This is a genomic window from Micrococcus terreus (assembly GCF_900116905.1).
Lineage (GTDB): Bacteria > Actinomycetota > Actinomycetes > Actinomycetales > Micrococcaceae > Citricoccus > Citricoccus terreus.
Genome location: NZ_FPCG01000011.1, coordinates 15,659 through 33,761, shown reverse-complemented (window position 1 = coordinate 33,761; position 18,103 = coordinate 15,659). Strand labels below are relative to the sequence as shown.

20 protein-coding genes are annotated in these 18,103 nt (G+C 70.2%); 10 read left to right on the top strand and 10 right to left on the bottom strand.

Features of this window, described 5'->3' with window-relative positions; translation table 11 throughout:
* The first annotated feature begins 111 nt into the window (after window positions 1-111).
* From BM355_RS12080 to BM355_RS12065, 4 genes are read left to right on the top strand one after another with little or no spacing between them, the layout of a single operon-like run.
* Window positions 112-1,056, top strand: coding sequence for a LysR substrate-binding domain-containing protein (locus BM355_RS12080; RefSeq protein ID WP_091698970.1), 945 nt, complete (start codon window positions 112-114; stop codon window positions 1,054-1,056).
* Window positions 1,053-1,775 carry a lysoplasmalogenase family protein gene (locus BM355_RS12075; protein ID WP_091698968.1) on the top strand — a complete coding sequence of 241 codons (723 nt, stop codon included), beginning with the start codon at window positions 1,053-1,055 and terminating at the stop codon, window positions 1,773-1,775. Before BM355_RS12080 ends, BM355_RS12075 begins: the two co-directional genes overlap by 4 nt.
* A gap of 36 nt (window positions 1,776-1,811) precedes the next feature.
* The gene (locus BM355_RS12070) at window positions 1,812-2,375 is read left to right on the top strand and encodes a YbhB/YbcL family Raf kinase inhibitor-like protein (protein ID WP_218154343.1); all 564 of its coding nucleotides are present in this window, start codon (window positions 1,812-1,814) and stop codon (window positions 2,373-2,375) included.
* The gene (locus tag BM355_RS12065) at window positions 2,372-3,229 is read left to right on the top strand and encodes a mechanosensitive ion channel family protein (RefSeq protein ID WP_245760800.1); all 858 of its coding nucleotides are present in this window, start codon (window positions 2,372-2,374) and stop codon (window positions 3,227-3,229) included. The genes BM355_RS12070 and BM355_RS12065 overlap by 4 nt, the downstream gene beginning before the upstream one ends.
* Here the strand turns inward: BM355_RS12065 and BM355_RS12060 are convergent.
* Entirely contained in the window at window positions 3,214-3,507 is a 294-nt protein-coding gene (locus tag BM355_RS12060) for a DUF3253 domain-containing protein (RefSeq protein WP_091698963.1), read from the bottom strand. The two genes, BM355_RS12065 and BM355_RS12060, sit on opposite strands and share 16 nt — an antisense overlap.
* A gap of 63 nt (window positions 3,508-3,570) precedes the next feature.
* On the opposite strand from BM355_RS12060, the gene BM355_RS12055 reads away from it, so the two are divergent.
* Both BM355_RS12055 and BM355_RS12050 read left to right on the top strand, forming a co-directional pair.
* Complete coding sequence (locus BM355_RS12055) at window positions 3,571-3,945, top strand: TfoX/Sxy family protein (protein WP_218154342.1); 375 nt, start codon at window positions 3,571-3,573, stop codon at window positions 3,943-3,945.
* Window positions 3,946-3,979: 34 nt separating this feature from the next.
* The gene (locus BM355_RS12050; RefSeq protein ID WP_091698961.1) at window positions 3,980-4,540 is read left to right on the top strand and encodes a TIGR03086 family metal-binding protein; all 561 of its coding nucleotides are present in this window, start codon (window positions 3,980-3,982) and stop codon (window positions 4,538-4,540) included.
* A gap of 21 nt (window positions 4,541-4,561) precedes the next feature.
* Here BM355_RS12050 and BM355_RS12045 read toward each other — a convergent pair whose 3' ends face one another.
* Together BM355_RS12045 and BM355_RS12040 are read right to left on the bottom strand one after the other, a co-directional pair.
* Window positions 4,562-5,176 (bottom strand): GNAT family N-acetyltransferase, encoded by a 615-nt coding sequence (locus BM355_RS12045; RefSeq protein ID WP_245760799.1) that lies wholly within the window; start codon window positions 5,174-5,176, stop codon window positions 4,562-4,564.
* Complete coding sequence (locus tag BM355_RS12040) at window positions 5,173-5,739, bottom strand: NADPH-dependent FMN reductase (protein WP_091698959.1); 567 nt, start codon at window positions 5,737-5,739, stop codon at window positions 5,173-5,175. The genes BM355_RS12045 and BM355_RS12040 overlap by 4 nt, the downstream gene beginning before the upstream one ends.
* Window positions 5,740-5,822: 83 nt before the next feature.
* Here BM355_RS12040 and BM355_RS12035 point away from each other — a divergent pair, with 83 nt between their 5' ends.
* A complete protein-coding gene (locus tag BM355_RS12035) occupies window positions 5,823-6,560 on the top strand; it encodes a Pr6Pr family membrane protein (RefSeq protein ID WP_091698957.1) in 738 nt (245 codons plus the stop codon).
* A 77-nt stretch (window positions 6,561-6,637) separates the two neighbouring features.
* Here the strand turns inward: BM355_RS12035 and BM355_RS12030 are convergent, their stop codons facing one another.
* Window positions 6,638-8,029, bottom strand: coding sequence for a carboxylesterase family protein (locus BM355_RS12030; protein WP_245760798.1), 1,392 nt, complete (start codon window positions 8,027-8,029; stop codon window positions 6,638-6,640).
* Between the two features lie 370 nt (window positions 8,030-8,399).
* Here BM355_RS12030 and BM355_RS12025 point away from each other — a divergent pair, with 370 nt between their 5' ends.
* The gene (locus BM355_RS12025; RefSeq protein WP_091698955.1) at window positions 8,400-9,587 is read left to right on the top strand and encodes a glycosyltransferase; all 1,188 of its coding nucleotides are present in this window, start codon (window positions 8,400-8,402) and stop codon (window positions 9,585-9,587) included.
* Window positions 9,584-10,672, top strand: a complete 1,089-nt coding sequence (locus tag BM355_RS12020) for a glycosyl transferase (protein ID WP_091698953.1) — start codon at window positions 9,584-9,586, stop codon at window positions 10,670-10,672. The genes BM355_RS12025 and BM355_RS12020 overlap by 4 nt, the downstream gene beginning before the upstream one ends.
* 8 nt (window positions 10,673-10,680) lie before the next feature.
* Here the strand turns inward: BM355_RS12020 and BM355_RS12015 are convergent, their stop codons facing one another.
* Window positions 10,681-11,277 carry a TetR/AcrR family transcriptional regulator gene (locus BM355_RS12015; protein ID WP_091698951.1) on the bottom strand — a complete coding sequence of 199 codons (597 nt, stop codon included), beginning with the start codon at window positions 11,275-11,277 and terminating at the stop codon, window positions 10,681-10,683.
* An 83-nt stretch (window positions 11,278-11,360) separates the two neighbouring features.
* Between BM355_RS12015 and BM355_RS12010 the strand changes: the two genes are divergently transcribed.
* Window positions 11,361-11,708: a hypothetical protein gene (locus BM355_RS12010; RefSeq protein WP_091698949.1), complete on the top strand. Its 348-nt coding sequence runs from the start codon at window positions 11,361-11,363 to the stop codon at window positions 11,706-11,708.
* Between the two features lie 79 nt (window positions 11,709-11,787).
* On the opposite strand, the gene BM355_RS12005 is transcribed toward BM355_RS12010, so the two are convergent.
* The 5 genes from BM355_RS12005 to BM355_RS14710 all read right to left on the bottom strand — a co-directional run bounded on the left by BM355_RS12005 (window position 11,788) and on the right by BM355_RS14710 (window position 18,066).
* Entirely contained in the window at window positions 11,788-12,876 is a 1,089-nt protein-coding gene (locus BM355_RS12005) for an alcohol dehydrogenase (protein ID WP_091698947.1), read from the bottom strand.
* Between the two features lie 49 nt (window positions 12,877-12,925).
* Window positions 12,926-14,296: an NAD-dependent succinate-semialdehyde dehydrogenase gene (locus BM355_RS12000; protein WP_091698944.1), complete on the bottom strand. Its 1,371-nt coding sequence runs from the start codon at window positions 14,294-14,296 to the stop codon at window positions 12,926-12,928.
* A 34-nt stretch (window positions 14,297-14,330) separates the two neighbouring features.
* A complete protein-coding gene (locus tag BM355_RS11995) occupies window positions 14,331-15,671 on the bottom strand; it encodes an MFS transporter (RefSeq protein ID WP_091698942.1) in 1,341 nt (446 codons plus the stop codon).
* A 155-nt stretch (window positions 15,672-15,826) separates the two neighbouring features.
* Entirely contained in the window at window positions 15,827-16,675 is an 849-nt protein-coding gene (locus BM355_RS14715) for a glycosyltransferase family 2 protein (protein ID WP_245760797.1), read from the bottom strand.
* Window positions 16,676-16,767: 92 nt separating this feature from the next.
* The gene (locus BM355_RS14710) at window positions 16,768-18,066 is read right to left on the bottom strand and encodes a glycosyltransferase family protein (RefSeq protein WP_245760796.1); all 1,299 of its coding nucleotides are present in this window, start codon (window positions 18,064-18,066) and stop codon (window positions 16,768-16,770) included.
* Window positions 18,067-18,103: the final 37 nt, after the last annotated feature.

Below are 18,103 nucleotides of genomic sequence, written 5' to 3'. Positions count from 1 at the left end.
GGAGTCCTTGCTCGTCAGGAAGAGGTGTGCCTCAGTTCACCCAATCACCAGCATTAGGTGTTGTCCAATACAAACTACTCGACTAACTGATACCTGTGGTGGAATGATCCCATGGACATCCATCAGGCCCAGGCCTTCCTCGTGGTGGCTGAGGAGCTGCACTTCGGTCGCGCCGCCGCCCGGCTGAACATGGCCCAGCCGCCGTTGAGCCGACTCATCAAGCAGCTGGAGCGCTCCCTGGGGGCCGAACTGTTCGAACGCAGCACGCGGCACGTGAGCATCACCGCGGCCGGACGAGCCCTGCTGGAACCTGCCCAGCGGCTGCTGGACGCCTCCCAGGAGGCCCGCGACGCGGTCCAGGATGCCGTGGCCGGACGGATCGGCCGCGTGCGGCTGGGCTTCGCCGGTGCCTCCATCAACCGCAAGGTCGGCGAGCTGGCCCGTCAGGTCCGAGCTCGCCGCCCCGGGGTGGTCCTGGAACTGCACAGCTCGCAGTTCTCCCACCTGGGTCTGGAGCGGGTGCTGGACGGGAGTCTGGACCTGGTGATCGGCCGGTGGGACTATCTGCCGGCGGAGATCGCCTCCCGGGTGATCGCTCGGGAACAGGTCATGGTGGCACTGCCCGCACAGCACCGACTGGCCCAGCGCAGCACCGTCAGCATGAAGGACCTGGCCGAGGAGCAGTGGATCGCCCTGCCGGGGGATTCCGGGTCAGCCCTCTCCAATAGGCTGCGCTCGCTGGCCATGCAGGCCGGATTCGTTCCCCGGGTCACCCAGACGACACCGGACTCCTGGACCCAGGTGGTGCTCGTCGGCGCCCAGATGGGATGCGCCCTGACCATGGACTCGGTGCGGGACAACGTCACCTCGGACGGCGTGGTGTTCCTGCCCATCCAGGGCGCTGACCAGCCCCTGGAGGTGCGGATGATCTGGCGGGCCGGGGAGGAGAATCCGGCCCTGCGGGACGTGGTCGGCATCGTCAGCGGTCTCTTCGCCCCGCTGGAAGGCGCGGCGGCCGCCCCGGAGGCGACGTCGTCGGGACGGATGCCCTCATGACCCCACGCCTCGCTGGACCCTCCGCGGCCCCCGTCCCCCCGCTTCCCCGCGCGTTCTGGATCTGCGCCGCCGTGTCCCTGGTGGCGATGGCGGTGAACATCCTTGGTGAGGCCACCGGCGCCGAGTGGATGCACACGGCCCGGTGGTTCTACACGCCTCCGCTGGTGGTGGGCCTGGTGCTCGCGGGGGGTCTGAGCAGCTGGCGCGGCTGGCTCTGGGCGGCTGGACTGCTGCTCTCCGCGGTGGGCGACACACAGGGTGGGCACGGCTTCCTGATCCTGCTGGGCTCCTTCCTAGTGGCGCACCTGGCGTACATCGCCGCGCTGTGGCCGGACCGCAGGGCCAGCTGGCTGGGGCGTCCGGGCGCACTGATCCACCTGGCGCTGCTGGTGGTGGGGCTGGCCGTGGTGGTGCCCGCCGCCGGTGCCGCGCTGACGGTCCCGGTGATCGTCTACGGCGTGGTGCTCGCGCTGATGGCGGTGCTGGCCACCTCGGGCGGACGGGTGGGCCTGGTGGGCGGGCTGGCGTTCATCGTCTCGGACATGACCCTGGCGATCGCCATGTTCGCCGCCGAGGTCCCCGAACCGGTGCGCACCCTGATCGTGATCGGCACCTATGTGCCCGCCCAGATCCTGCTGACGGTGGCAATGCTGCGGCTGATCCGCCGCCCCGAGGCCCCATTGACCGGCCGCACCCCGCTTTGCCAGGCTCATCAGTGAGCACCGCATCACCTGACCCCCGAGCAGAGGAGCAGCATGAGCAGCATCGATCCCACCGGCATCCAGGGCAACGATCCCTTCGCCCGCCTGAAGGACGTCCCCCAGTTCACCGTCACCTCCACCACCGTCCAGCACGGTCAGGAGTGGCCCGCCGCGCAGTACTCGGAGGGCTCCGGCCATGAGGGTGCCCAGGACGTCTCCCCGCAGCTGTCCTGGTCCGGCGCCCCGGAGGGCACCAAGTCCTACGCGGTGACCGTGGTGGACCCGGACGCCCCCACCATGACCGGTTTCCGCCACTGGTCCGTGGTCAACATCCCCGCGGACGTGACCGAGCTGGCCGAGGGGGCCGGTTCCGCTGACGGCTCGGCTCTGCCGGAGGGTGCCTTCCAGCTGGACCACGACGGCGGCGCCCCCGGCTTCATGGGCGCGGCACCTCCCGCTGGGCACGGGCCGCACCGCTACTTCATCGTGGTCTTCGCCCTGGACACCGAGGACCTGGGGATCGAGAAGGACGCCACGGGCACCTTCTTCGGCTTCAACGTCTTCGGGCACACCATCGGCCGGGCCAGCCTGGTGGTGACGGGCGAGACCAGCGAGTGACAGATGATCCTGGCCCGGTGATCAACCTGCCGCAGGTCACCTGGGCCGGCCTCGGGCTGGGGCTGGCGGCGATCGCCGTCGGCCTCGTCCTCGGCCTGCTCATACGCCTGGCAGTGCTGGGGGTCATGAGGTGGCGGGGCCGAGGCCAGGCTGCGGCAGCGGTCTTCTCCCGCCTGGGCTTCTGGCTGGGTCTCTCCCTGGGCCTGCTCGCGGCCTTGGCGATCGTGTTCCCCTCGGTGCGTCCGGTGGACATCCTGGGCGGAGTCGGAGTCGTGTCCATCGCGGCGGGCATCGCCTTCCAGACCGTGCTGGGGAACATGTTCGCCGGCATCGTGATGCTTGCGCGGGACAAGTTCCGGGTGGGGGACCAGATCCAGGTGGAGGATCATCGGGGGACCATCGTGGCGATGGGGCTGACCTCGACCTCGGTGCGGACGTTCGACGGTCGACTGGTCCTGATCCCGAACGCCGTGCTGCATTCCCAGGTGGTCACCGTCCAGACGGGGTTCGAGCAGGTGCGGACCACCGTGCGAGTGGATGTGGATGATGCCATGGATCTGCCGCGGGCGTGCCGGATCGCCGAGGCCGCGATGCTCGAGGTGGCGTCCGTCCTGCCCGAGCCCGCACCCCGGGCACTGCTGACCGACGTGGGCACCACGACGGTGGGCATCGACCTGCGGTTCTGGTCCGGAGCCACACAGTTGGAGACCAAGGCGGCCACCCATGCGGTCATCGCGGCGGTCTTGAGTGCGTTCCGCAGGAACGGTGTGGACACAGGGTCGGACGTCGTCGTCATTGAACCGGGCCCGCGCATGGTCCAGGTGCTGGAGGAGACCCCTCAGGACCGGGACTGAGTCGCCGTCCGCAGGCGGATGGGTCCACGGGCGGCGGCCGGGTCCACCGGCTGTCCGCCCTGGGTCACCTCGATCACGCCCTCGTCGGCCAGACGCCGGGCGGCGGCGCGCGCCAGGTCCATCAGCTCCCGCCAGGGGGTGCCGTCCTCGGAGGCGGCGGCCGCACGGCGGGCCGCCTCACTGGGGCAGATGCTCGCATCCTCGGCACGCTCCTCCAGCAGCTCCAGGATGGCCTGCTCCAGCTCCTCGATCCGTCCTGCCCAGCATGCCTCGGTCATCCCTCCAGTCTCCCTGCCCGCAGGCCCTTGTCCAGCCCCCGTCCGGGCGCACACCATGGAGGGGTGACCACGCGCGCCGACTGCCCCGACTCCACTGGCCTGCGTCCGTCCCAGGCCGAGTACCTGCTGCGGACCATGATCGCCGGGCGCACCGATGTGGCCGGAGACGTCCAGGAGAAGACCATGTTCGGCCAGCGGGCGTTCATGGTGCGCGGTGCCCTGGCGGTGACCATCGGGACGGACGGGCTGCTGGTCCGGGTGGATCCGGACCGTTCGGCGCTGCTGCAGGGCCGGCCCGGGGCCGAGCCCGCGCGGATGGGCCAGAAGAGCATGGGACCGAGCTGGATCCGGGTGGACACCGCTGTGCTGGACGCCGAGGCCCTGGCAGACTGGCTCTCGGAGGCGATCGACTACAACGACCTCCTCACCCTGCCCTGACGCAGCAGAGGCTGCCGACCCGCTGGAGGACGCCGTGAACGAACCCTCGGACCGCTCAGACCTCGCCGCCGCCTGGACCGCCGCCGCCGAGCCGTTCACCGCGGTCGTCGAGTCCGTCACCGACTGGTCCGCCGCCAGTCCGTGCGAGGGCTGGGGTGCCGCAGACGTGCTGGACCACGTGATGCAGACCCAGCGCGAGTTCGTGGAGCGCCACGGGCGGGAGGTCCCCCTGTGGGACGGCGAGCCGGAGCAGCCCGAGCAGCAGTGGATCAAGCACCAGGCCGCCATGGCCGCGCTGATCGGGGACGAGGACTTCGCCGCGCAGAGCATGGAGACCCCGTTCGGACCCTCCACCGTGGGCCGGACCCTGCTGGGCTTCTACGGCTTCGACCTGATCGTGCACCGCTGGGACATCGCCCGCTCGCAGGGGCGGGATGAGCAGCTGACCGAGGCCGAGCTGGATGCTGTGGAACAGGCGATCGAGGGCTTCGGAGAGCACGCCTACGCGCCGGGGATCTTCAACGACCCGGTCGAGGTACCGGTCGATGCAACGCGTCAGCAGAAGGTCCTGGCTCGGACCGGCCGTTCGGCCTGAGCCCTGGGTCCAGCGGACGACTCAGGTCTCGCCCGCCGCGAACTCCTCGGCCAGCAGCCCGTAGACCAGGGTGTCCGTCCATTCGCCCTTGATCAGCCAGTTCCGGCGCAGGTGAGCCTCCTGCTGCATGCCCAGGCGCTCGCAGAGCCGGGCTGAGGCCTGGTTGCGGGACTCCACCTGGGCCTGGATGCGGTGCATGCCGTAGTGCCTGAAGCCCAGATCCAGCACGGCCCGGGCCATCTCCGTGGCGTAGCCCTGACCGCCGAGCTCCGGGTCCATCACCCAGCTGGCCTCCCCGTGGGAGAGCGAGTCGTCCACCGCCCAGAGGCTGATGTCCCCCACGAGTCGACCGGCCTCGGCACCGTCAGCCAACTCGGCCACCAGCACCGTGGCGAACCCGGCCTGGGTGATGTGCTTCCGTCCGGATCGGTACCGGGCCTGGTCCACGGCGTGCTCGGCATCCCAGGGCCCGTCCAGCAGGTGCCGGGTCACATCCTCCCGGCCGTAGTACCGGCGCAGGCCCTCGGCGTCATCCTCCCGGACGTACCGCAGCACCAATCGCTCCGTGCGCAACGGGACCGGCGGCGGGGGAGCTGCGTGCCCCAGGTCCCCGGCACTGCCCGGCACGCCACTCACGCCGCACCCAGGGCCCGGGTCAGCTCCACCAGTCGGGTCAGCACCGTGCCCAGGGTGCGGTCGTGATGGTCGGTGCGCTCGAAGTGCCCGTCCGGGAAGTCCAGGCGACGGATCAGCGCCACCGAGGCGCCGACGTCGACCATCTCATACGCGGCCGCCACCACGCGCCAGGTCTCCTGGGCGCGCACCCCGCCCGCGCCGCCGTAGGAGACCAGCGCGAAGGGCTTGTGCCGCCACTCGGTGGAGAGCAGGTCGTAGGCGTTCTTGAACGCACCGGGGATGGTCCGGTTGTACTCCGGGGTGATGAAGACGAAGCCGTCGCACGCGGCCACGGCGTCCCGCCAGCGCACCACCTGCTCCGGGGCGTCCGGGCGCTCGGCCCAGTTCTCCACCCGCATGATCGGCAGGTTGAACTCCAGCACGTCCAGCAGCTCGAACTCCACGTCCTCCTGGCCCGCGCCCAGCTCGCCGGCCAGCGCGTCCGCCCGCTCCTTCACCCACGCGCCGATGCCCTCGCCGAAGCGCCCTTCGCGCACCGACCCGATCACGATCCCGATCCTCATGCTGCTCTCCTCATCTCGGCGGTCCCCTGCCCCAGCCTAGGAGCACGGCGCGCAGGACACTTGGCCGAGGTCATACTGGAGCCATGGACAGCAGGGTCACGACGACGGCCGGAGACGAGCGCTCGCACCTCGCCTCGCGCGTGGCGTTCGCGCTCGCCGCCCTGCTGTCCTTCGGCGGCAACGGACTCTCCTTCCACATCGGCTCCTGGAAGGACTCCGACCTGCCACCGAATGCCGGGTTCTCCGGGGTGTTCGAGGCCGGCTGGGAGCACATGGTCAATCAGCCCACTTACTTCACCTTCCTCTCCAACTTCCTGGTGGGGCTGACCTCGCTACTGCTGGCGATCAACCCGCGCCGCACCGCCACCTGGTTCCAGGCGCTGCGGATCGCCGGGGTGGTGTGCATCGTGATCACCGGCGTGGTCTTCAACCTGCTGCTGCGCGGAGAGGAGACGCTGGTGGGGATCGAGCGGTTCAACGACACCCTCCAGCACATCGTCACCCCGGTGCTCACGCCGCTGCTGTGGATCGTGTTCGGTCCGCGCGGTCAGGTCACCTGGCGGGCGATCGGACTCTCCATGGTCCTGCCGCTGGGCTGGCTCGGGTTCACGCTGCTGCGCGGTCCGTGGCTGGACTGGTATCCGTACAGCATCCTGGACGTGCCCCGCATGGGGTACGGCGGGGTGATGGTCTATGTGGGCGCGATCCTCGCGTTCTTCGTGGCCCTGGCCGCCCTGATGTGGTGCGCCGACCGCCTGCTGGACCGGGCCGGCGTCGGGCTCTTCTCTCAGGGTGTCCGGAGGCGGCGAATGATGCCGTGACGTCGCTACCGCGAGGATCAGCACCTGCTCAGCGACAGGACGGCATCACTCGAACACCGGGCAGTGGCTGGCGCTGATCAGCCCGCTCGCTCCACGGTCATCACACCCGGAATCGTCCCCGTGGGCAGGTGCCCGGTGCGTGCGAAGGTGGCCCAGGCGGCACGCATCTGCTGGGCGCGGGACTCGTAGTCGTCCCGGTCCACCTCGCTCAGCGACTCCGCCGCCCCCCAGACCGCCCGGTCCCAGAACAGCATCGGCAGCTCGGCGGCGTGGGAGGAGTCCAGCAGGTGGTCTGAGCCGGTGTCGAACAGGTACTGGTACCCGTTCCCGCGTGCCCGGGCATGCCGAGCCAGGAACGCGCGGACACCCCGGCCGTAGATCGACTCGGTCAGCAGCCGGACGAGCCCCTCATGAGCGGCCCGGCCCACCAGGGGCACGTCCGGCAGGACCTTCACGCCCTGCACGCCGGGGGTGAACAGGGAGGCCTCACGGGCGTTCCAGCCCACCAGCACGTCCACACGCCGGGCCGCCTGAGCCCAGGCCGCATCCAGGTCCGCCGCAGCAGGCAGCGGGTGGTGGCCGTACTCCGGGCCGAAGGGCATGGCCCCGCGCAGCCCGAACCGCAGTGCCGTGCGCTCGATCCGCTCCTGCACCGTGAGCAGCTCCTCCGGCGGGGCGTCGGCGGGGACCTCGGCGGCCACGGCACCCAGGGCGTTGGTCATCGCCTCCCGCCCGCGCATCAGCCCGAACGGCGCGGACTGGATGATCGCCCGGCGGAACAGCCCCTGCGCGCCCTCGGCGATCATCAGGTGCGACACCGCGTCCGCCCCGGCTGACTCGCCCCACGCCGTCACGTTCTGCGGGTCCCCGCCGAACGCCGCGATATTCTCCTGCACCCAGCGCAGCGCCTCGATCAGGTCCAGCAGTCCCAGGTTCGCCGGGATGCCTGCATCCGGCACGCCCAGGAACCCGAACATGCCCAGCCGGTAGGTCACGTTCACCGTGATCACGCGCTGCTCGGCCACCAGGGCGTGGGTGCCGTAGAGAGGCTGGTCCCCGGCGCCGGCCACATAGGACCCGCCGTGGATCCACACCATCACCGGCAGCCGTTCGCCCGGATCGGTGCCCGCCGGGACGGTGACCGAGAGGTGCTGGCAGTGCTCGTCCTGCGTCAGGTCCCCCAGCGGGTTCGCGGGCGCGGCGCCCTCGAGGATGGCCAGGTCACGCTGCGGGCAGGCGGGGGAGAGGGCGGTGGCCTTCAGGGTCCCGACGACGGCCGGTGCCGGTTCCGGAGGGCAGTACCGGTCCGCGTGGGCATAGGGGATCCCGGTGGCCCGCCAGACGGCCGCGGAACTGCTGGTGCGGTGGGAGGCCGAGCGGTCATCGATCCAGCCCTGGACCGTGGTGCCGGAGGGCAGAGTCCATCGTGGGGACGTCGAGGAGGGGGTGGGGGCGTCGGGGGAGGTCACGGTCTCCAGGCTAGAGGTCGGGGCGGTCACAGTTCCGACGCGGGCATCGGAGGGGGGCGACACCCGCGCCGTCACCGTGTAGACAGCCGTGACCGGCTGCCGGAGCGGCGCCGAAGGGGGTGTGCGCCGCTCGGTCCGTGGCCCCGGTGCAGATGGAGATTAGCAGTCTCACAGGGGGGCTTGTCATCTCCCGGTCTCACCATGTCGACACCGCAGGGCGCTCGGATTACTGTCAGAGGGTGTGTCACGGGCCGTGATGCACCGTCAGACACCCCCCGGGCCGCTGAACCACAGTGACTCGACTGATGCATCCAGCGCCCGCCCTGCCGCCTCATCCGGTGCTCAGGGTCGAGCGCAGAGAGGTCGTCCCGTGCGCATCGCCGTGCTCACCCACATGCTCCATCCGATCCGGTCGCCGTTCGCCGGCGGACTGGAGATGCACACCGCCATGACGGTGGAGCACCTGGTCCGGCGTGGACATGAGGTGACCGTCTACGCCCGGGAGGGGACCGAGGTCTCAGCCACGGTGATCCCGGTGCTGGAGGTGCATCCCGAGGGCAGGGAAGACGTCCTGCCGGGGCCGCTCGACGATGAGCTGGACCAGGGTGCCGAACGGGCCTGTCAGATGATCCTGGACAGCGACGCCCAGGTGGTGCTGAACAATTCCCTCTCGGCCGCTCCCTTGCGGCTGCTGCGAGGCCTGCCGATGGTCACCGTGCTGCACACTCCCGCCACCCTGGCCTCGGTGCTCAAGGTCCTGGACGATCCGCAGTGGACAGCCCCGCCCGGGCACCGGTGGCTCTCCGTGTCTGCCTCCAATGCGCTGGCCTGGCGGCATCGACTGCCTCGGATCGCCGTGGTCCCCAATGGCATCGAGCTCGCCCACTGGCACAGCACCGTCGCACCCGTCCCCGGGCGAGCCGTCTGGACCGGACGGATCACCGAGGAGAAAGGGCTGCACGTGGCGATCGAGGCGGCCCGCCTGGCCGGGATGGAGCTGCACTTCGCCGGTCCGGTCTCCGATCCGAGCTACCACCGGGAGCGGATCCAGCCCCTGCTGGGCCCGGACACCGTCTACTGGGGGCATCTGGACCACCAGGGGCTGCCGGACCTGCTGGCCTCCGGCGAGGTCTACCTCTCCACACCGTTGTGGGCCGAGCCGTTCGGGCTGGCCACCGTGGAGGCGATGGCCATGGGGACCCCCGTGGCCGCGCTGCTGGCCGGATCCATGGGAGAGATCGTGGCCCCGCAGGCCGGTGATCTCGCCGTGCACCACTCGGCACGCTCCCTGGCGGACTCGATTGAGGTCGCCCGAACTCGGGAGCGGGCTCAGGTGCGCGCCTGGTCCCGGCGGTTCAGCTCCGACCTGATGGTGGACACCTACCTCGGAGTGCTGCAGGAGGCCGGCGAGAGCGCGGGAATGCTGACCGGCCCCGGTCCCGGCCCGACCTCGTTCACCCAGCGCATGCTGATGGAGACCCGCGAGACGATCGAACCGCACCAGGGGCCCCGAGACGTGGATCCGCCGCGGTACAGCGCGATCCAGACCGCCCAATGACTCGCAGCGCCGTCACCGCCAGACGCCGTGTCCTCTACTACGCCCACCAGCACGGTGCCGGCCATGTCCACCATGCCCGTACCCTGATGGGCGCCGACGCCTTCGACGTCACCGTGGTGACGGCGCACCCACGTGCCGTGGCCATGCTCCCGGACGGGGCCGACGTCGTGCCCCTGCCCTCTGATCTGGTGGACGGCCATCGCCAGCCGGCGAGCTCCGCGCTGCACTGGACCCCGGTGGGACCGCAGATCCAGCAGAGATTCGGCACCCTGCTGGCGGCCTCGCAGCGCGTGCAGCCGGACGTGGTGGTGGTGGACGTGTCCGTGGAGGCCGCCCTGTTCCTGCGGCTGGCCGGCTACCCGGTGATCCACCGGAGGATGCACGGAGACCGCACCGATGCCGCGCACCGGCTGCTGTACGCCGAGGTGGACGCCCTGGTGGCCTACTACGGTGCGGGGCTGGAGGATCCGGGCTGGCTGGAGCAGTACGGCCAGAAGACCGTGAACCTGGGCACCCCGGATGTGACCGGCAGGCTGAGCGAGCGGGCGGGGACGGCGCAGCGGCTGGACTCGGCGGCGGTGCCGCGCATCGCCGTGGTGACCGGGACCGGGGGTGGGGGCGTGCGACTCACCGACCTGGCGCGCGCGGCCCAGCAGGTGCCGGCGGCGCAGTGGGAGGTGTACGGTCCGGTGGTCGAGCCGCAGACCGTAGCAACCCCGCCGAACCTGGCCCTGCACGGCTGGACCGACAGCGTGGCCGCCCGGCTCGCCGAGGCCGATCTGGTGGTGGTCTCCGCCGGGCACAACGCCAGCGTGGATGCGGTGCGCAGCGGCCGCCCCCTGGTGCTGGCCCCGGAGGTGCGGCCGTTCGATGAACAGCTCCGCTTCGCCCAGGCCGCCCAGGCCCAGGCCGGTGTGCCGTGGTGTGCCTGGGCGGACCCCGAGGCGGACTGGGCTGGTGCCGTCCGAACTGCGCTCGCCGACCCCGCTGCGGCAGACCGACTGGCCCACCAGCTGCTCACGGAGCCGGCCGAGCACCGACGCCGCTGGGAAGAGCTCGTGGACAGGGTGGCACGGCGCCGCTGACTGGCCCGTCAGACGGCTGCGCCGGTGCCCCCGTGCTCGCGAACGAGAGGTCCCAGGACCACGTGGAGGTGGGACAGGGCGGAGTCCACGCTCTGACCGGACTCGAGCAGCATCACGGTGCTGTGCACCACCGCGTTAATCAGCTCGGCCACCTGCTCGGGGCAGTCCACGTTCAGTGCGGTCAGGGTCTGGACCAGCGGCTCCTGGACCTCGCGGTGCATCCGGGTGGCCTGCTCGTCCAGCTCCTCGCCGGGTGCCAGCGCGGCCAGGGCGCTGCCCACGGCGTGGGCACCGTCGGCCACCAGCCGCACATTGGCCACGGCATAGGCCAGGATCCGGTCGGCCTCGGTGGGGGCGGCGGCCATGGCGGCGGTGATGCCTTCGGTCCACCGGGGGTAGATGTCCCGGACCATGGCCTGGAGCAGGTCCTGTTTGGAGGCGAAGTACTGGTACACGCTGGTCCGAGCCAGGCCGGCCCGCTGGGCCACCTGGGGCAGCCCGGGGGCCTCCCCGGTCTCGAGCAGGATCTCGTGGGCGGCGTCGAGCAGCGCCCGTTCGCGGGCTGCACGGTGCTCGGCCACGGTGGCCTCACTGATGCGGGGCATGGATCTCCTCCTGAGTCGGGGCCATCCTAACCCTGACTGCAGGTCTTTTCGACACGCTGTCGAGACGACGGTACGCTCGAAGGATGGACTTCGTGCACTCCCTTGTTCTCTTCCTCCACTTCGTGGGCACCGCCGCCCTGCTGGGCGGCTGGCTGGCCACTTTCCGCAACCCCACCGTGCTGCAGTGGCAGCACATCGGCGCCTGGATCCAGCTGGTCACCGGCGTCGCGCTGGTCGGCCTGCTGGAGATGGGCGACGGTCAGGTCAACCACATCAAGATCGCCGTCAAGCTCGTCGTGCTGATCGCCGTGCTGGTGGCCGCCATCATCGGTCGCCGCAAGATCGCCAAGGACCAGCCGGTCTCCACCGGCCTGGCCCACGCTGTGGGCGGTCTGACCCTGGTCAACGTCGCCCTCGCCGTCTTCTGGTGATCGACTGACCCCCTGAAGCGTCAACGGCTCGCCCCCACCTGGGGGCGAGCCGTTCTCGTCTGCGGAGCAGATCAGCAGATCACCTCGAGACGGTCAGCACCGTCCGTCCGCGGGAGCGGCCTGCCTCCAGGTCGTCCAGGGTCTGCTGCACGGAGTCCGCAGTCATCGGCGTCTCCTGGACGGGAATGCGAGGAAGACGTCCCTCGCGCGCCAGGGACAGCGCGGTGTGCAGGTGCTGCAGTCCGCCGACGTAGTTGCCGACGATCGACTTCTGAGTCAGCGTGAACAGCACCGTGGGCAGGACGATCTCCCCGCCGAACAGCCCCACGAGGATCACCCGTCCGCTCTTGCGCACGGTGTTGAACGCCAAGGTGGCGGTGGTCCCGGAGTTGACCACGTCGATCACCGCGACGGGGGTGTCTCCCAGCGCCGTCTTGACGTCGTCCGGTGTGGTCTCGTCCTGGACCAGCATCGTCTGACGGGCACCGAGCTCCTGGGCTCGTTCGAAGTTGGCGTCCGATCGGTCCAGCACGGCGATGTTCGTCAGACCCTGGGCGTGCAGGGCGGCGACGCACATCAGTCCCACGCCACCGGCACCGATCACGGCCACCGGCAGATCCTTCTCCAGGGCGGTCATGGACAGCACGTGGTCGGCAGAGGCCACGGCGGTCAGTCCCGAGCAGGCCAGGGTGGCACCCCAGGCCGGATCCACACCGTCCAGGGGTACGCAGTACTTCTCATGCGGGACCGAGACCTGCTCGGCATAACCGCCCGCGCGCATGATCCCGATGATGCGGGAGGCATGCATGCACAGGTTCTCGTGGCCGTCCGCACAGGTCGCGCACTCGCCACAGCCCAGCCAGGGGTAGACGGCGACCTGGTCACCGACCTTGCGGTCCGTGACATCGGGTCCGACGGCACTGATGGTCCCAGCGATCTCGTGGCCCATGACCAAGGGGTGCTTCACACCCCGGTCGGTCATCGACATCCAGCCGGCTGAACCGAGGTCATAGCCACCCTCTCGGACGTGGATGTCCGTGTGGCACACGCCGGCGTGGCTGATGTCCACGACGACCTCATGCCCCTGCGGCTCCGGCACCTCGAGCGAGTGCTCCTGGATGTGGGTGTCCTCAGCCGACAGCTGGGCGAAACTGCGTACGGTCGTCATCGACCGCTCCTCTCGGTGGGGCCAGTGGGGTCGGCGAGGTCGGTGGATGTCACGGGATGCGGATCAGCTTGCGGTTGGCGAACTCCTCGATGCCCAGCTGGCCCAGCTCGCGGCCGAAACCTGAGCGCTTGACGCCGCCGAAGGGCAGCTCCGCGGAGGACTTGGAGGTGCTGTTGACCCACACCATGCCGGTCTCCAGCTGGGCGCCGACCGCCTGGGCCCGTTCGATGTCCGTCGAGTACACGGAGGAGGACAGTCCGTAGGGGGAGTCATTGGCCAGACGGATCGCGGCCTCCTCATCCGGGACGCGGTAGACCACTCCTACGGGCCCGAAGAGCTCCTCCCGGTAGGCACGGGCCTTCTCGGTGACCTCGGAGAGGATGGTCGGCTGGTAGAACGAGCCGGGTCCGTCCACGGGCGCACCGCCGGTGAGCACGGTGGCGCCGTTCTGCACGGCGTCCTCGACCAGCTCGTGCAGCTCGTCCCGGGCGCGTGCGGAGGACAGCGGCCCCACCAGGGTGTCCTCCAGGGTGGGGTCAGCGGGCTGGACAGCGGACATCTTGGCCACGAACTGCTCCACGAAGGCGTCGTACACGGAGTCGACCACGATGAACCGCTTGGAGGAGGTGCAGGTCTGTCCGGTGTTGACCAGGCGGCCCATCACGGCGCCGGTGGTGGCCTCGTCCAGGTCGGCGTCCTCCAGGACGATGAATGGGTCGGATCCGCCCAGCTCCAGCACGGCCTTCTTCACGTGCTTGCCGGCCAGGGCACCGATCTTGGCACCGGCGCCGTCGGAGCCGGTCAGGGAGACGCCCTGGATGCGGTCGTCGGCGATGAGGCTCTCGACCTGGTCATGGGTGGCGAACAGGTTCGTGTACGCGCCCTCCGGCAGGCCGACATCGGCCATCAGCTGGTGGATCGCCTGGGCCGAGGCACCGCAGTTGGCGGCGTGCTTGATGGTGACCACATTGCCCAGCAGGAGGTTGGGCGCTGCGAAGCGAGCGACCTGATAGTGGGGGAAGTTCCAGGGCATGATGCCCAACAGGACGCCGATGGCCTCCCGGCGGATGTAGGCGGATCCGGACCCCTGGACATCGATCTTCTCGTCCTTCAGGAAGCCGGGACCCTGCTCGGCGTAGTAGCGGTAGATCCCGACAACGGTCTTGATCTCACCCCGGGCCGCGGTGATCGGCTTGCCCATCTCCCGCGTGATGGTCTGGGCCAGCTCCTCCGCGCGCTCTTCATACAGGTCGGCGATGCGGGTCAGTGCCTGGGAACGCTCGTCCAGGGGCACCTGACGCCAGGTCCGGCTGGTCTGCACGGCCTGGTCGATCAGTCGCTCGACCTGCTCGTCCGTCAGCGTGTCATAGGTGGCCAGCTGCTCGCCGGTGGCGGGGTTCAGGGTGTGATAGCTGCTCATCTGCTGTCCTTCGGGATGGTGGGTCGGGTCGGCATCAGGTGTGCACGGGCTCGCGCTGGGGCTGCTGGATGCGCTGTCCGGGAAGCGGTCGGCCCCCTGTCTCGTGATACCACACCAGGCAGACCACGAAGCTGAAACCGGTCATCGCGATGACGAAGAACGCCGGGGCCTCGGCGATCCCGGTGACCCCGATCAGCCACTGGGAGACGTAGGCGGCCGGACCCCCGGCGATGATCGAGGAGATGTTGTAGCCCATGGCGATCCCGGACACGCGCAGGGCCGGGGTGAACAGCTCGGTGTAGGCGGCCAGGTAGACGCCCAGGTACGCGGCCTCCAGGATGCCGAAGACCATGTGGCCGGCCATGGCGAAGACGAAGCCCTGCTTCATCAGCAGGAAGAGCGGGTAGGACAGCACCGTCAGCGACGCCGTGGCGAAGAGGAAGATCGGCTTGCGCCCGAAGCGGTCTGACATCCGGCCCCAGAACGGGATGAACACGCCGGCGACGACCAGGGAGGCCACGGAGGACCAGGAGGCCTGTGCGGCGGTCATGATCCCCTGGGTCTGGAAGCACGTGGACATATAGGTGAACACGATGTAGTACGCCGCGAAGGAGCCCAGGTTCAGTCCGGTGACCAGCATGACGCGGCCGGGTGCCTCGCTGAAGGCCTGGAGGATGGGGGCCTTCTTGACCTTGTTGTCCTTCTTGAGGGCATCGAACTCGGGGGACTCCTCCATGAACCTGCGGATGATCATGGCGGCGATGCCGAGCGGCACCGAGAGCAGGAAGGGCACGCGCCAGCCCCACTCGAGCATCTGCTCCTCGCTCAGGCCTGCGTACAGCAGGCCCACGACGACGGCGCCCAGGGCGGTGCCGATCACCAGGCCCAGGTTCACGAAGCTGACGTCGAAGGCGCGACGGCGGGTGTCCGAGGCCTCCGAGGCGTAGGTGGCCGCACTGGCCATCTCGCCGCCGGCGGCGATGCCCTGCAGGGCACGGAGCAGCACCAGCAGGATGGGTGCCACGATCCCGACCGCCAGGTAGGTGGGCAGCAGGCCGATCAGTGCGGAGGCGATGGCCATGCCGATCACCGAGATGGTCAGCGCGGGGCGGCGGCCGAACTTGTCCGCGATGTGGCCGAAGACCACTCCGCCGAGCGGGCGGAACAGGAAGGAGACGCCGAACACGGCCAGGGCCGAGAGCACTGCCGTGGCGGTGTCGGCTGCGGGGAAGAAGACCGCGGCGAGGGTGACGGCGACGAAGGCGTAGGCCATGTAGTCGTACCACTCGATCACCGTTCCCACGCTGGCGGCGAGGATGGTGGTCCGGCGCTGTTGGGGGGTGGGCTGGTTCACCACAGCAGGTGATGCGCTCATCAGGGCTCCTCGGTTCACGGTGCGGAAGACTCTGACGAACGTACAGTGACTCAGCTCACCATGTGTCACCTATGCGCAGATCGAAAGAATGCCCTGCAGCGGTGAGAACAATGCGCTCCGCAGGTTCCCCGAGCCGGTCTGTCGGGCGGTTCCGGTCAGTAGGCGCGCCGGTCATCCCGGGCGGCGGTCAGCTCGGCCTCGGTGGGGGCCCGCAGGAACTCCAGCACCTCACCCTCCCGGTCCCAGCGCACCAGGCCCAGGTCCTCGAACTGCTCCAGCCAGCCCTCCATGGGCCACACGCCGTGCACCTGGCGGAACCGCCGGGCGTTCACCACGATGTCCTGGACATGGTGCAGCGGTGGCCGGTAGACGCCGTGGTGCTGGTGGAAGACCTCTGCACCGCAGTGCCTCAGGGCCAGCCCGGCGTCCCGGGCTCGGAAGGAGTAGTCCGTGTCCTCGGCCCCGTAGCCGCTGAATCCGGTGTCGAATCCGCCCAGGCGTGCGTGGTCCGCCGCGCTGACCGCCAGCACGAGCGTCCAGACCAGGTGCCAGTCCTGCGTGGGACCTTCGGCCAGGTGGGCCCGTGCGGCATGCAGGACGGACAGCTCCCGCAGCAGTGGGTCCGGGTCAGCACCCGGGCCGCTTGCCCCGGACCCGGCACCGCCGACACTCGCCCCGCCGCGCGCCAGCCAGTCCGGCTCCAGGTACCGAGGCGTGCCCATCACCAGCGACCCCGGATGCTCCTGCACCGTCCGGCAGAGTCGCCCGACGGCGTCCTGCGCCGGTATGCAGTCCACGTCCAGGAACACCAGCACCGCCCGGGTGGCCAACTCGGCCGCAGCGTTCCTGGCCTCGGCCAGCGGAAGTCTCCCGCCGCCGTCTGGAGGGTTGACATGGCCGACCACCACGGGCAGGTCCGTCTCCGGGACCTGCCCGTCCGGCTGGTCCATGAACACGACGACGACCTCGGCCGGGCGCGGCACGGCCCGCTCCAGCCCGCGCACCACGCGCTCCAGGTGGGCGTCACGCCCCCCGGTGATGACCAGGACCGAACAGTCCGACCAGTCCGAACAGTCAGCCTCCCCGCCTGAGAGCCTCACCGGGCGGCGGCGCGGGAGCGGGCCACGGCCAGGGCGCGGTTGTAGACCTCGTCATGCACGGCGGCGATCTGCTCGCGCTGCTCGGCACGGGCCTCCCGGGTGGCGGGGTGGATCCGGCCGCGCTGATCCAGCAGTCGGTCGATCGCGGCGGCCATGGACTGCGGGTCCGCCGTGGTGAACACCCCGATCGGCGAGACGGCGTCTGCCGGGGCCCCGGGGGTGGGCGCGGCGGCCTGCTCGGCCACGAAGCCCACGTCATTGACCACCACGGGCACGCCGAGGTCGCGGCAGAGCTCCACCCAGCCGGAGTGGGTGCCGAAGCCGTAGGGCAGGACGGAGACGTCCAGGTTGAGCAGGTCGGCGGCGAGCTCGTCGTCCGAGAGGCGGTTGTGCTCCCAGACCTGGATGTCCCGGGCCGCGGCCTCCTTCTGCAGGATCTCCAGCATGCCGCGGCGCTGCACACCGCGGTGGACGTCGAACCGCACGGTGGCCTCGATCCCCTGGGCCTTCAGCAGGTCCCGGGTGGCCTGGAGTCCGTCCATCACGCTGATCGGATCCACATTGGCCCGCAGGTCCTTGGCATGCACGCCGATCGTGACCGTGTCACCGGAGGTGGGGGCCTGCCGCCGGGCACCCGCGGTGAGGGTGAACGGGAAACCGGACTGGCCGTCATCGTGCCCTTCATCCTCCGGGGTGGCGGCGCGGCGCCGGCCTGTGGACGGGGCGACGGGCAGCTGCTCCAGCGGCAGCACATGCGGGTGCGGGACCACGGTGGCGTGCCGGCCCCAGCGGCGCTGGATCTCCTGGGCGGCGCCCTCGGTCAGGGTGAGCACCTCGTCCGCGGCGGGCACCAGCACCTGCAGCCGGTCCAGGTGGGCCTTCTGCTCGGTCAGATGCGGGTTCTCGAGGTCGTGCACGGTGATCACCAGGGCGGAGCCGGCCTGGCGCAGCACCTCCACGAGACGGCGCAGCTGCAGGGGGGAGTAGTGCTCGAAGCCGAAGTGCACGTGCAGGATGTCCGGCAGGTGGGTGGGGTCCTCGAGCAGCCAGTCGGCGTCCAGCGCGCGCGGCGGCCACCACTGCCCCTCGGGCGCGTCCGGGACCTTCGGGTCCACCAGCACCGTGTAGGAGGGCTCCAGGTCCACCGGCAGGATGTGCTGCGCGTAGGGGTGCCCGGCCGGGACCGGCTGCACGGTGACCTGCGTGGGCAGCTGGGTCACCTGGCCGCCCAGGGCCGGGATGTTCGGATTCACCGGTGCATCCGGCGAGGGGGTGTTCGGGATGGCGGGGTTCATCGGGGCTCCTATCAGAACGCTGATCTCCAGCCTACTG